At 52.8% G+C, this 14,692-nt stretch carries 9 protein-coding genes; 4 read left to right on the forward strand and 5 right to left on the reverse strand.

Translation table 11 applies throughout. From position 1 onward, the window contains the following. From H8K43_RS11515 to H8K43_RS11525, 3 genes are all read left to right on the forward strand, one after another. Positions 1 to 2,136 carry a S9 family peptidase gene (locus tag H8K43_RS11515; RefSeq protein WP_186903955.1) on the forward strand — a complete coding sequence of 712 codons (2,136 nt, stop codon included), beginning with the start codon at positions 1 to 3 and terminating at the stop codon, positions 2,134 to 2,136. A 266-nt stretch (positions 2,137 to 2,402) separates the two neighbouring features. After that, entirely contained in the window at positions 2,403 to 4,151 is a 1,749-nt protein-coding gene (locus H8K43_RS11520) for a PAS domain S-box protein (RefSeq protein WP_186903956.1), read from the forward strand. After that, complete coding sequence (locus H8K43_RS11525) at positions 4,141 to 6,558, forward strand: two-component system response regulator (RefSeq protein WP_186903957.1); 2,418 nt, start codon at positions 4,141 to 4,143, stop codon at positions 6,556 to 6,558. Before H8K43_RS11520 ends, H8K43_RS11525 begins: the two co-directional genes overlap by 11 nt. A 176-nt stretch (positions 6,559 to 6,734) precedes the next feature. On the opposite strand, the gene H8K43_RS11530 is transcribed toward H8K43_RS11525, so the two are convergent. Both H8K43_RS11530 and grxD read right to left on the reverse strand, forming a co-directional pair. Further along, positions 6,735 to 7,322 (reverse strand): UbiX family flavin prenyltransferase, encoded by a 588-nt coding sequence (locus tag H8K43_RS11530; protein WP_186903958.1) that lies wholly within the window; start codon positions 7,320 to 7,322, stop codon positions 6,735 to 6,737. A 4-nt stretch (positions 7,323 to 7,326) separates the two neighbouring features. Continuing rightward, positions 7,327 to 7,638 (reverse strand): Grx4 family monothiol glutaredoxin, encoded by a 312-nt coding sequence (grxD, locus tag H8K43_RS11535; RefSeq protein ID WP_186903959.1) that lies wholly within the window; start codon positions 7,636 to 7,638, stop codon positions 7,327 to 7,329. 225 nt (positions 7,639 to 7,863) lie between these two features. On the opposite strand from grxD, the gene H8K43_RS11540 reads away from it, so the two are divergent. Then, a complete protein-coding gene (locus H8K43_RS11540; RefSeq protein ID WP_230403877.1) occupies positions 7,864 to 9,798 on the forward strand; it encodes a sigma-54-dependent Fis family transcriptional regulator in 1,935 nt (644 codons plus the stop codon). 30 nt (positions 9,799 to 9,828) lie between these two features. On the opposite strand, the gene H8K43_RS11545 is transcribed toward H8K43_RS11540, so the two are convergent. From H8K43_RS11545 to H8K43_RS11555, 3 genes are all read right to left on the reverse strand, one after another. Beyond that, complete coding sequence (locus H8K43_RS11545; protein ID WP_186903960.1) at positions 9,829 to 10,212, reverse strand: DUF779 domain-containing protein; 384 nt, start codon at positions 10,210 to 10,212, stop codon at positions 9,829 to 9,831. Positions 10,213 to 10,357: 145 nt separating this feature from the next. After that, complete coding sequence (gene adh / locus H8K43_RS11550) at positions 10,358 to 11,878, reverse strand: aldehyde dehydrogenase (RefSeq protein WP_186903961.1); 1,521 nt, start codon at positions 11,876 to 11,878, stop codon at positions 10,358 to 10,360. Between the two features lie 430 nt (positions 11,879 to 12,308). Continuing rightward, complete coding sequence (locus tag H8K43_RS11555; RefSeq protein ID WP_186903962.1) at positions 12,309 to 14,657, reverse strand: Tex family protein; 2,349 nt, start codon at positions 14,655 to 14,657, stop codon at positions 12,309 to 12,311. Positions 14,658 to 14,692: the final 35 nt, after the last annotated feature.

The raw sequence follows: 14,692 nt of genomic DNA on the forward strand, positions 1-14,692 counted from the left end.
ATGAATGTCGCTGCGCAGGATGGAAAACTCAGTCTGGAGATGTTGTATCACCCGACGCAAAAAGTGAAGTTTGAGACCCGTCCGCTGACGCGCCTGTCCTGGGACGCGCAGAACCGGCTGATCGAGACCCAGATCAAAGACGGTGCGGTGCAGTTATTCGTGGTGAATCCGCAAACCTGGGAAAAACAGGCGCTCGCAGTCGATGGCAATATCGTGCAGATCTTGCGCCAGGCCGGCATAGAAGAAAAGCAGCAGGTGGCACTGGCTGAAAAGCTAGGTGCGCAGATCACGCCCGGGCAGACTGCTTATCTGTTCACCTATAAAAATGATTTATGGTTGCTGGATACCCAAAAATCCCAGGCACGCGAGTTGACGCATACCCCGGATCAGGTCGAAGACGAGGCGATTTTATCGCCGGATAATCAATCCGTTGCCTACCTTAAGGGCAATGACATGTATATCACCGATATCGCAAGCGCTAAAGAAACGCGGCTTACGCATGATGGCAGTGAAACCAATTTCAATGGACGGCTGGACTGGGTCTATATGGAAGAGATTTACGGCCGCGGCAAATTGCGTGCGTTCTGGTGGTCGCCGGATTCCAAGCGTCTGGCTTTCCTGAATTTCGATGAGAGTAAGGTGCCGGTGTACACCCTGAGTGGTGATCATGCGCAGCCCATCAAAACTGATCGCACCCGTTATCCCAAAGCAGGTGATCCGAATCCTACGGTGCGTTTAGGCGTGATCGATAAAGAAGGCAAAATCGCCTGGACAGAAAATCCTTATCCCGGCAAGGAAACCCTGATTGTGCAGGTAGGCTGGACACCGGATGGGCGCTTACTGGCTTCCTGGCAGGACAGGGTACAAACCTGGCTGGACTTGCGTTTGTATGATGCCAAGCGCAGTGCGAGTCAGGTCGTGGTGCATGAAAGCAGCCCGGCCTGGACTGAGCGTCTGCCTTTCCCGACTTTTCTGAAAGATGGTGGTTTCGTCTGGGAGTCAGATCGTACCGGTCACCGTCATGTGTATCGCTACGACCAGCAATTCCGCTTGAAGCATGCTGTCACCAAGGGCGACTGGGATGTGCGCACTGTGTATGGTGTGGATGAAGCAAATGGCCGCATACTGTTTTCTGCCAATGAACGTAATCCTATCGGTAATGATGTGTACAGCATAGGGCTGGATGGCAAAGCTCAGCAAAGGCTGACGCAGGATAGCGGCACCCATCAGGTGCGCTGGAACAAGACCTATAGCATGTTCCTTGATAGCTGGAGCAGTCTGAAACAAACCCCGAAACAGGCCTTGCTCAGTGATAGCGGTAAAACATTGCGCGCGATCGATGATGTCGGTATGCCTGAGACTATGAAGGGTGTGCAACTGGCTAAAGTCAGTCAGCAACAGATCAAGGCGCGCGATGGCTTTTTGTTAGAGAGCTTGCTGTATCTGCCACCGGATTTTAATCCTCAGAAAAAATACCCTGTGTATCAGCACTTGTACGCGGGCCCAATGGCACCGCAGGTGAATGATCGCTGGAGCAATGATCTCTACCATCACTTCCTCGCTCAGCAAGGTTACATTGTATGGGTGCTGGATAACCGCAGCGCCAGTAATAAAGGTGTGGCGAGCGCCTGGCCTATTCATAAAAAACTGGGCCAGCTTGAATTGCAGGATCAGCTTGATGGTCTGGAATGGCTGCGTCAGCAAGGATGGGCAGATATGGACCGCGTTGCGCTGAATGGCTGGAGCTATGGCGGTTATATGACCTCGTATGCCATGACGCATAGCAAGGCATGGAAGCTGGGCTTTGTCGGCGCGCCTGTGACTGACTGGCATCTGTACGACAGCGTCTATACCGAGCGCTATATGGGCCTGCCATCAGAGAATAAAGAAGGCTATGACAAGGGCAGTGTGCTCAAAGCCGCTAAAGATCTGCACGGTAAAATCCTGATTATGCATGGCACTATGGATGACAATGTCCATCCACAAAACGCCATCATGCTGATTGATGCGCTGATACAGAACGGCAAAGACTACAACCTGCAACTCTACCCAGGCCAGGGCCACGGCCCACGCGGCGACTGGACGGTCTGGTCTTTGCAAAAAGCGAAGTGGGAATTATTGAAGAATAATCTGTGATTCTTCAATAACCAGAACCTGGAAATGGAAGTAAAAGAAAGGGGTGCCGTGGCATCCCTTTTTCGTTTACTGTCATTCATCTGTCTGCAGCAACGCTGATGTTCCTAAAAAAGAAAACTTGCTGAAAATCAAACAAAATAATTGAATTTTTACAATCCTGGAATATATTGTATTGGCGATAATGCATACTCCTGGGGGGCGCTTTGCATAGCCTGACCGAGCAAGATATTCACCAGATATTTCCTGTTTTGATGGAAGTGCTTCCAATGGGGGTTGCTATTTTAGACAGAAATCTGTATCTGCAATACATTAACTCAAGGCATGCAGAGCTGAATCATTTAAAGCTTGAGCAGCAATTGGGTAAGCATGTGCGCGAATTTTTGCCGCATGCTGCAGACGTGGTTGAACCCAAATTACAGTTTGTGATTGATACCGGACGCCCGCTGATCAATCAGGAAATCCGGGGATCGCTACCCCGTGCTGATGGTAGCTATCTGTATCGACTGGCATCGTATTATCCGGTCATGGCGCAGCAAAAGGTCAGTCATGTGCTTGCGCTTATCCGTGATGCGGCTGTCGATGACTTTCAGTATCAGTTGCATGCTGAGAGTCAGCAACGCCTGTTACAGGTGCTGGATAATCTGTTTGCCTTCGTCGGTGTGCTTGATCTGGACGGTACCCTGATTAACGCCAACCGTGCCCCATTAGAGGCGGCTGGGATAAGTTTATCTGACGTGATCGGTAAAAAATTCTGGGATTGTTACTGGTGGTCTTATTGCCCAGAGACACAACAGCAACTGAAGGACGTGATAGCGGTCTGCCTGCAAGGCGGCATTTCCCGCTTTGATGTTCGCGTACGTATGCTCAATGGTGAGCTGGTCTGGATCGATTTCATGCTGGCCCCACTCAGAAATCAAGCCGGTGAAATTACGCATCTGATACCGTCCGGTATCGACATCATGAAGCGGCACCAAAGTGAAGCTGCGCTATATCAGTCAGAGGAAAGATGGCGCTCTGTGATTGAATCCTCAGACGATGCGATTATCACTAAGTCGCTTGATGGCCTGGTGACCAGCTGGAATCCGGCCGCTGAGCGTTTGCTAGGCTATTCCTGCTCAGAGATGGTCGGCCAGCCGATTACGACAATATTTCCACCCTCGAAAATCAGCGAAGAACAGCAAATAATGAAGCGCATAGCGAGTGGTGAGCGAGTCGCCTCATTTGAAACCGAACGGATTCATCGCAACGGACAAACCGTATATATCTCTATCACGATTTCGCCACTCAGAGACAGGGCAGGACACGTCATTGGTGCGTGTAAGCTGGCCAGGGACATTTCACCGCAAAAGCAGCAATTGCAGATGTTGGAGCGGGCGCTCGAGGAAAAAACGGTATTACTGCATGAAGTGCATCACCGTGTAAAAAATAATTTACAGATCGTCTCCAGCCTGCTTAACCTGCAAGCACGCAAAGCAAGCACAGAAGTTGCCTCGGCGCTCGCTGAAAGTCAGGGCAGGATAAAGGCGATGGCGCTGATCCATCAGTTATTGTACGAGTCCAGTGATATGTCGGAAGTCGGCTTGTCCGATTTTCTGAAAAGCCTGATCAGCTTATCTGTGTCTATGTATGGTATTGAGCGGAAGGGAATACAGCTCAGGCTGGAGGACCATTCGCAAGGTGTCAGTCTGGATATGCAGAGAATGATACCTTGCGGTTTAGCAGTCAATGAGTTGTTACTCAATGCAGTCAAACACGCGTTTTCCCAGACTGAGGAAGGGATCATCGTGATACGCGTCGTACTGGAGCATGACAGTATCTGCATTGTCGTACGTGACAATGGCTGCGGCTTGCCGCCTGGCTTTCAATGGAAGTCCAGCTACGGGCTAGGCAGTCAGCTGATTCCTATGTTTGTACACCAGTTACACGCGGAGTTGCTGACACAGAGCAGCTCACTGGGTACCACTATCTCAATCCGTATCCCGGCAATCGGGCAGGAGTACAACTATGCAGGCTGAATGTATCCTGATTGTGGAAGATGAACCAGTAGTCGCATTAGACTTGCAACAAAGTCTGATGGAAATGGGGCATCAGGTGCTGTCTATCGCGACTAGCTTTACCGAGGCGCTAAACGTGGTGCAACAGAATCAGCCCAGCCTGATTTTGATGGATATACACATCGATGGTGATACCGATGGGATAGACGCCTGCGAGATGATCTCCCGGCGTTGGAAGTTGCCGGTGATTTTTCTGACTGCCTACGCCGATGATCTGACTGTCAGCCGCGCTGCGAATGTTAAACCATTCGGCTATGTGATGAAGCCTTTTGAGTCCAAAGAGTTAATGGCGGTCATACAGGTTGCACGCTCTCGTCATAATGCTGAAGGCATGCTGGCGGCTTCAGAGCAGCGCCTGACGATGGCATTGGATGCAGCTCAATTAGGGAGCTGGCAATGGTCACGTCAGCATGACAAACTGGAAGGGGATGAGCGTTTTTTTGAGATCGTTGGTGGTGGCTTACGACCATTTCAAAGCAGCCTGACGGACCTGCTCCGTCTGGTGACTGAGCGGGACCGGGACAGGCTCAGCCACTGGTTTCAGCAGACAGATTTCTTCAGTGATACCTTTTGCATACCGCGTAGCGGACAGGAGCTCGCCTGGATAGAAATCTATGGAAAACTGACCTGTAATTTGAATGGTGAGCCGGTGTTAATTGGTGCGGTTCGCGACATCAGCTTACGTAAAACGATGGAAGACCAGTTACGCCAGGCCAGCGTTGTTTTCAGTGAGGCGGTCGAGGGTATGCTGATACTGGATGCTGATTGCCGGGTTGTGAGCGCTAATCCTGCATTTTTCCAGATGACCCGGTTTTCAGAGCAACAAATTATGGGCCTGCATCCCGATGATTTTTTGCTGGTCAGACGAGAAAGTGACCCGTCTTATTCTGCGATTGCAGTCAGTGAACCTGGTTTTTGGACCGGGGAGGCACGTTGCAAACGTCAGGATGGCAGTCAGATTTCTATCCTGCAGCACGTATGTGTGGTGCGTAATGAGCAGGGGCAGACGCAGCAGATCGTCGTGTCCATTTCTGATATCAGCTTTATCCGCGAAGCAGAGCGGCAATTGGAGCATCTGGCTTTTCATGATCCGCTGACAGGGATGGGAAACCGCTACCTGCTGGATCAGAGACTGGCGCAGGAAATGTCGCTCAGCCAGGTTAATGGTGGCAATGTGGCGATTATATTTATCGATCTTGATGGTTTTAAGGCGATAAATGACTCCATGGGGCACCACATCGGTGACCGTCTGCTACAGGAAGCCGCGCATCGTATCTCAGGCCAGATACGACGATATGATGAAGCGATACGGCTGGGTGGAGATGAGTTTGTCGTGATCGTCCCTAACCTGACTCAACAAAGCGATGGCAGGCTGGTTGCAGAGAAAATACTGCAAGCTTTATCAGTAACGATACGCATTGATGAACACCAGTTCCGTATCAGTGCCAGCATCGGTATCGCGACCTTTCCACAAGATGGGGCAGGATTAAGTGAAATCCTGAGTGCCGCTGACAGTGCGATGTATGAGGCCAAGCGCCAGGGCAAGGGCAGAATCTGCGTCTACACCAGCGATATGACCGACACGGTGCGGACCCGCCTGAATCTGGAGCAGGGTTTGCACCATGCATTGGAGCGACAGGAGCTGGAACTGTACTACCAACCTGTATTTAGCATGGCAAACGAACGTTTGTCCGGTTTTGAGGCCCTGATACGCTGGAATCATCCTGTATCCGGCGTATTACTGCCGGATCAGTTCATCCGCATCGCCGAAGAGAGTGGACAGATACAGAGCATAGGCAGCTGGGTATTGGATACTGCCCTGCAGCAGCTGAGTCAATGGACCGAGGCAACCGGAACTGCATTGGTGATGGCCGTGAATGTGTCACCAAAACAGTTTTTGCAGGACGATTTTCTGGCATCGGTGGAGCTTGCATTGCGCCGCTGGCAGGTGCCTGCACATCAGCTGGAAATCGAAATTACAGAATCCGTCTTGCAGGATTTTCAGCGCAGCCGTGGCATAGTCAGTGGTTTGCGTGAACTCGGGGTCAGCGTCGCTATCGATGATTTCGGTACCGGTTATTCATCGTTGGCCTTACTCAAGCATCTGCCTGTCTCACGCATCAAAATTGACCGCTCGTTTATCCTCGCCTTACCGGGTAATGCGCGTGATCATGGTCTGGTTAGCGTGATGCTGAAAATGGCTGGCAGCCTGGAATTGGAGGTAACCGCAGAAGGTGTGGAAACCTGGCAACAGGCTGCGGTCTTACAGCAGCTTGGCTGCTCTGCGGCGCAGGGCTTCTATTACGGCCAGCCAGCGCCGACAGCAACGGCATTGCACGATGCGATATGCCGCCACGACCGGGGCTGACGCTAAAAATAAAGTGAGCAGAATAGTTACCGCACCCAGTGTGATACAGGGCGCAATACCAGCGATTCCAAGCACATCCTATGACTGAGTGAATGGGAGCAACATGCATTCGCTGGCGTGTATCTATACAAGAATGCAGATGCATGAACACTGAGCTACCGTGCTGAGGAGTAAACTTAGCTCTTCAATCCTGCCCAGCGCGGTGTGAGTTGGTGGTCGACAGCGAACATATCGAGCACCCGGCCTACCGTATGGTCTACCATTTCTTCTATGCTTTGCGGGCGTTGGTAAAAACCGGGTAGCGGCGGGAAAATGACGCCGCCCATTTCTGTGACTGCGGTCATATTGCGCAGGTGTGCGAGATTAAACGGTGTTTCCCTGACCATCAGGACCAGGCGGCGGCGTTCTTTGAGTACCACATCGGCAGCGCGTGTGATGAGGTTATCCGATAAGCCGTGGGCGACCGCTGCCAGTGTTTTCATGGAGCACGGTGCGATGATCATGCCATCGGACAGGAAAGAGCCGCTGGCTATGCTGGCGCCGACATCGCGCACATTGTGCACCACATCGGCCAGCGCTTCGACATCTTTGCGCTTGAGGTCTAATTCCTGATGGATATTGAGCACACCGGCCTCGGACACCATGACATGGGTTTCGACTTCAGGCAGCGTGCGCAAAATTTGTAGCAGGCGCACGCCATACACCGCCCCTGTCGCGCCAGTGATGGCGATAATCAGACGTTTGCGGGGGATGGCGGCCGACATAGAATCAGTCTTTCAACAGGGATTGCAGTTCGCCGTTCTCGAACATTTCATTCATGATGTCAGAACCACCAATGAATTCACCCTTGATGTATAACTGAGGAATAGTTGGCCAGTTAGAAAAGTCTTTGATGCCCTGACGCACAGCTGCATCTTCCAGCACATTGACGGTTACCAGATTTTGCGCGCCACAGGCTTTCAACAATTGAACAGCACGGCCAGAAAAGCCGCATTGTGGGAACTGCGCAGTTCCCTTCATAAACAGCACAACAGGGTTTTGGGTTACGGTTTCTTTGATCCAGCTTTGTACGTCGCTCATGGCAGTTTCCTTTAAAAACGAATTTCCGCATTATCCCAGATTTTCACGCTGGCCGTCTTGCTGCTGATAAAGCATGGCAAAGACCGGAATACACAGCGGACATCGGAATTTGTGCGGCGCCACAAAGCTGCTTTTCTATGTGCTACGGTTTGGTGTTAGAGTCCCTGAATCAGAGTCCCTGCGTCTTGGTACGGATACGGGATCACCTTGAAAGAGGAGACAAACATGCAACAGCTTGGTGATACGCATGCAGCACGCGCCTGGGGCTTGATGCCGGGAGTGCACGTTCAGCAAGATATAGAACTGGCGCATCAGCGCTCCGCCGCTTTCGGGCTGGGGCGGCAGGATTCGCCGGATTATGCCTGCCTGGGTAAAGCTGATTTGCAACTGGTGCTGGAACAGAACCGCCTGTTGTTCCGTCATGCAGCACCAGTGATGGACTCCCTGTATGAACAGATCGTCAACACCCACCACATGGTGGTGCTGACCGATGCACGCGGCCTGATACTGCATACCCTGGGCGATGCAGATTTCCTGGAAAAAGCCGATCAGGTCGCACTGAACCCCGGTGTGGCCTGGTCTGAGCAGAGTAAGGGAACTAATGCGATAGGCACCGCTATCGCCGCACAGACGCCTACCGTGATTCATGCAGATCAGCATTATCTGTCTGCGAATCAGTTTCTGACCTGTTCTGCTTCGCCGATTTTTGACGCGCAGGGACAGGTAATCGGTGTGCTGGATGTGACTGGCGATCAGCATCACTTTCACCGGCATACCATGGCGCTGGTCAGAATGTCGGCGCAGATGATAGAAAATCAGATGTTCAGCGCGGCATTTCAGAATGCGGTCAAAATCCATTTTCACAGCCGCCCGGAATTTCTGGGGACGCTGATGGAGGGCATCGCCTGCTTTACGTCTGACGGGCGTTTTCAGGCCGCCAGCCGCAGTGCCTTATTCCAGCTGGGCTTGCCGGTCTCAGCCTTACAAACCCATACCTTCAGTTCTTTGTTTGGTATGCCGCTGTCTTCTTGTCTCGATTTGTGCCGGCGCAGTGGCAGTAGTTTGATTACGCTGGCTTTACCGAATGGGATGAAGGTATATGCGCAGTGTCGTGAGCATCCGGGGACGCTGCTGTCAGCCGGCGTCAATCTGGCAGCAGATCACACGGTGACAGAAAGAACTGAGCAGCCTGCCGCACAGGGACTGAGCCTGCAGCAACTGGCTGGCGGTGATGCGCTGGTCGCAGCGTTGATCAACGGTTTGCGTAAAGTGATAGACCGTGGCATCCCCTTGATGATTACCGGAGAAACCGGTACCGGCAAGGACTGGCTGGCGCAGGCCATACACCAGGCGTCCGCACGTCGTCATGGCCCGTTCGTGGCGGTGAATTGTGCTGCGATTCCCGAGTCTCTGATCGAATCAGAATTGTTTGGTTACGAGGAGGGTGCCTTTACCGGAGCCCGTAAAAAAGGTAGTCGCGGCAAGCTGTTGCAGGCCAATGGCGGCACCCTGTTTTTAGATGAGATAGGGGACATGCCTTTGCATTTGCAGGCGCGCCTGTTGCGTGTGTTGCAGGAGCGCAGTGTGACGCCGCTGGGTGGCGCTGGCAGCACGAAAGTCGATATCGACATTATTTGTGCAACCAACCAGCCCCTGAAGCAAATGATCGCAACTAAGCAGTTCCGTGAAGATTTGTATTATCGTCTGAACGGCTATGTGCTGAAGTTGCCAGCACTGCGCGACCGCAGCGATCTGACGCAGATGGTGTCACGCATACTGCAACAGGAGGATGCAGCGCATATGCACATACATCCGGCACTGATGCAGGTATTTGAGCGACATCCCTGGCCCGGCAATATCCGTCAATTAAGTAATTTACTGCGCACGGCCTTGCGACTGGCGGAAGGAGAATCCGAGATTGGTCTGCAACACTGCCCTCAGGATTTTCTGGAAGATGTCGTGCCCACATCCATCGAGCCGGTCGCGCAAGCAGACTTAACACCGCCATTGCCAGCATCTGCGTCAGATACGGGCCTGGCAGCTCAGGAGCTGGGATTGATACAGCAGGCCTTGGCTCAATGTCAGGGCAATGTGACGGCCGCCGCCAGGATGCTGGGTATTTCGCGTAATACGATTTATCGTAAGTTAGGGCGTGGCTGAACTGCGCAGAAATCCATTATTCAATTTCGATCAGAGTGCAGGACGCGCTGGCAGAATCAGTTGTCCGAACTCTTCATCACTGAATAAGCGCGAGCGGGTCAGGAAGCGTTTACCGGTTCCATTATCCAGAGAAAACATCCCACCCATGCCTTCGACTACATCGATGATCAGCTGGGTGTGCTCCCAATAAGCAAATTGTTCCTGCCCCATAAAAAAAGGAACATCGCCTATGCTGCCCAGATAGACATCGCTGTCACTGATTTGAAATTCATTACGTGGATAACACAGCGGTGAGCTGCCATCGCAACATCCGCCTGACTGGAAAAACAGTAACTCTCCATAGCGCAGACGCAGCTGGTGTATCAATTCCAGCGTGGCGGCGGTGGCCACGACGCGTTTCGGACTGGCAGACATAATCAGCTCCTCAGTGCAGCGCAGTACGGACCCGGATGCTTAGCAAGTCCGCTGCAGGAAAATGAAAACCGTAGCTGCTGTAAAGAGCGCAGCTACGGCGTATTTCAATATCTCAGCGCTACTATGCTGAGATACTTAACTCAGCTCAGAAAAATCCCAGCGCATTCGGGTTGTAGCTGACCAGCAGATTTTTAGTTTGCTGATAGTGATCCAGCATCATCTTGTGATTTTCACGACCGATACCGGATTGCTTGTAGCCGCCAAACGCTGCATGGGCCGGATACAGATGGTAGCAGTTGGTCCAGACCCGGCCTGCCTGTATGCCACGTCCCACGCGGAAGGCGCGGCTGCCATCGCGGGTCCAGACACCGGCACCCAGACCATACAGCGTGTCATTGGCTATCGCCAACGCTTCTTCTTCATCTTTGAAGGTAGTCACCGAGACCACCGGTCCAAAGATTTCTTCCTGGAAGATACGCATCTTGTTATGACCTTTAAAAATGGTCGGCTGCACATAGTAGCCACCTGCCAGATCACCATCCAGTTGTTGACGTGCGCCGCCAGCCAGCACCGTTGCGCCTTCCTGTTTGCCGATATCCAGATAGGACAGGATTTTTTCCAGCTGCTCTTGCGAAGCCTGCGCACCTATCATCGTGCTGGCATCCAGCGGGCTGCCCTGTTTGATCGCCGCTACCCGTGCCACCGCGCGTGCGATGAAACGCTCGTAGATGGATTCCTGTATCAGCACGCGTGATGGGCAGGTGCAGACTTCACCCTGGTTCAGCGCAAACATCGCAAAGCCTTCCAGACATTTATCAAAGAAGGCATCATCCTGATCCATCACATCGGCAAAGAAAATATTGGGCGATTTTCCGCCCAATTCCAGCGTGACCGGAATCAGATTCTGTGCCGCATATTGCATGATCAGACGACCGGTACCGGTTTCGCCGGTGAACGCAATTTTGGCGATGCGTTTGCTGGAAGCCAGTGGCTTACCGGCTTCCAGACCAAAGCCATTGACCACATTCACCACGCCCGCTGGCAGCAAATCCTGGATCAGTTCCATCAGCACTAAGATTGAGGACGGTGTTTGCTCCGCTGGTTTCAGCACCACGCAATTGCCTGCTGCCAGCGCCGGAGCCAGCTTCCAGACCGCCATCAGGATAGGGAAATTCCAGGGAATAATCTGACCCACCACACCCAATGGTTCATGGAAGTGATACGCATAGGTTTCTGCATCGATCTGGCAGACTGAGCCTTCTTGCGCACGGATGCAACCGGCGAAATAGCGGAAATGATCAATCGCCAGCGGAATATCCGCGGCCATGGTTTCGCGTATTGGTTTGCCGTTGTCTATGGTTTCTGCGGTAGCCAGCACGCTCAGGTTGGCTTCCATGCGGTCCGCGATTTTATTGAGTATCTGCGCACGTTCAGCCGGTGAGGTTTTGCCCCACGCAGTTTTTGCGGCATGGGCGGCATCCAGTGCCAGTTCTACATCCGCTGCGGTGGAGCGCGCTACTTCGCAAAAGGCCTTGCCGATAATCGGGCTGATGTTTTCAAAATATTCGCCACTGACGGGTGGCACAAAGCGGCCACCGATGAAGTTGTCGTAACGTGTTTTAAACGGATTCTTGATACCCAGTTTGCTCAGGTCTGCCATTGTCATGTTATGTCTCCTTTATTGTGAATTGCCACCATTCACCGGCTAGCTTTGGCTAAGCTAACTTGTGAAGCAGTGTGGTCCTGGAATTTGTGCAAGCACGCATGACTTAGTGCAAAGCCTGTGCCAGTCAGGCTTATTCTTGCAAAGCCAATACAGATAAGGGTTTCAAGGCGATCTGCCTGGCGTATTGGGGCGCTGTGATGCGCTGCGACTGTCACATAATGGAACACTGTCCCAGGTGACACTGTGTCAGCGCTGAGCAGAGTTGACACAGTGTAGGAGGGTGAGGAAAGGGAGAGTCACAGCAGCGCCGGGACTGAAAGAAAAAAGCGACAGACTGCAGGGCAATCTGTCGCTTAGCTTGTTACTTTGTGCTCAGGCATGTGCGCTTCATCTGCGCAACTGGAACCAGTCTGCCGATATTCGCTCTGTATTAGCCGCGTAATTTAGCAAACGCTGCCGCCATCGCATTGTTGGCCGGTGCGGCCGCCTGATTGCGTGACTGATGCTGATTCAAACGCTTCGCATCTTGCCGGTCACCACGCTGTTCCGGTTTGCTGCCGGCTTGCGGTGCGCTGTCAGACAGGCGCATGGTGAGGGCGATACGCTGACGTTTAACATCCACTTCCAGTACTTTCACTTTAACTACCTGACCCGCCTTGACCACGGTGTGCGGGTCTTTGACGAAGGTCGACGACAGCGCAGAAATATGGACCAGTCCATCCTGATGCACACCGATATCGACGAAGGCGCCGAAGGCTGCAACGTTGGTGACCACGCCTTCCAGTATCATGTCCGGGCGCAAATCCTTGATGTCTTCCACGCCATCCTTGAAGGTCGCGGTGGTGAATTCAGGACGCGGATCACGGCCTGGTTTTTCCAGCTCTTTCAGGATGTCGGTGACAGTCGGTACACCGAATTTTTCATCGGCATAGCGCGTAGGATTCAGGCTCTTCAACAGACTGCTGTCACCGATGACGGCCTTCACATCCTTCTGTATATCAGCCAGGATTTTTTCTACCAGCGGATAGGATTCCGGATGGACGGCAGAGGCATCGAGCGGATTGCTGCCATTCATCACGCGCAAGAAACCAGCGGCTTGTTCGAAGGTCTTGTCACCCAGGCGTGGCACGGCGCGCAAATCGGCGCGTGCGCTGAACATGCCTTTGGCATCGCGGTAATTGACTATGCTTTGTGCGACGCTCGCGGACAGGCCGGAAACCCGCGCCAATAAAGGCGCAGAGGCGGTATTGACATCGACACCGACCGCATTCACGCAGTCTTCCACCACTGCATCGAGCGAGCGAGCCAGCTGAGTCTGACTGACGTCATGCTGATACTGACCGACGCCGATGGATTTCGGATCAATCTTAACCAGCTCCGCCAGCGGGTCTTGCAGGCGACGTGCAATCGATACCGCACCACGGATGGATACATCCAGATCCGGCAATTCTTTAGACGCGAATTCCGAAGCGGAATAGACCGACGCACCCGCTTCAGATACCACGATTTTAGTCAGCTTCAGTTCAGGCTTGAGCTTGATCAGATCCTGCGCCAGTTTGTCGGTTTCGCGTGAGGCCGTGCCATTCCCGATAGAGATCAGCGATACCTGATATTTTTCTGCCAGTTTTGCCAGCGTATGTAGCGAGCCATCCCAGTCATTGCGTGGCTGATGCGGGTAAATCGTGGCATGTTCCATCACCTTACCTGTCGCATCGACGATGGCTACTTTGACGCCGGTACGCAAGCCAGGATCCAGACCCATGGTGGCGCGTGGTCCAGCTGGCGCTGCCAATAATAAGTCTTTCAGATTACGGGCAAAAACATTGATCGCTTCGATTTCTGCCTGTTCACGCAGCTTGCCCATGAGCTCGGTTTCCAGATGCATGAACACCTTAACGCGCCAGGCCCAGCGTACGGTATCGGCCAGCCATTTATCCGCCGGGCGGTCTTTCTGGCTGATGCCAAAGCGTGCAGCGATGCGACCTTCGCAAGGATTCAGTGGCGCATCCCATTTTGGTTTTTCTTCTTCACTGTCAAGGCGCAATGTGACCGTCAGCATTTCTTCACGACGACCACGGAACAAGGCCAGCGCACGGTGCGAAGGAATAGTGCCCAGCGTTTCTGAGTAATCGAAATAATCGGCAAACTTTTCGCCTGCATCCTGCTTACCTTCCACCACTTTGGATTCCACGATGCCGTGTTCATTCAGATATTCACGCAGGGTTTGCAGCAGAGTCGCATCTTCGGCAAAACGCTCCATCAGGATCTGACGTGCACCATCCAGCGCTGCTTTGGCATCGGCCACACCGGGATTGTCACCATTGGCGGTGGTGAAGGCGGGCTTCAGATAAGCGGCTGCTTCGGTTTCCGGTTGCAAGCTCGGGTTGGCGAGCAAGGCGTCGGCCAGCGGTTGCAAACCGGCTTCCACCGCGATCTGTGCTTTAGTGCGGCGCTTAGGTTTGTAAGGCAGGTAGAGATCTTCCAGCCGGGTTTTATCTTCCGCCAGGCTGACTGCAGCCAGCAGTTCCGGTGTCATTTTGCCCTGTTCATCAATCGAGGCGATGATGGCTGCACGGCGGTCTTCCAGTTCGCGCAGATAACGCAGGCGTTCTTCCAGCAAACGTAACTGGGTATCGTCCAGGCCACCGGTGACTTCTTTACGGTAACGCGCGATGAACGGCACGGTTGCACCTTCATCCAGCAGGGCGACAGCGGCTGCTACCTGTACTGGTTTGGCAACGAGTTCTACGGCAAGTCTTTGTTCAATTGAAGGCAACATAAATCCAGCATCCAGACATAAAAAAGCAATGAAGG

Origin of the sequence: Cognatundibacterium curvum (assembly GCF_014284235.1) — a bacterium.
Classification (GTDB): domain Bacteria; phylum Pseudomonadota; class Gammaproteobacteria; order Burkholderiales; family Burkholderiaceae_D; genus Undibacterium; species Undibacterium curvum.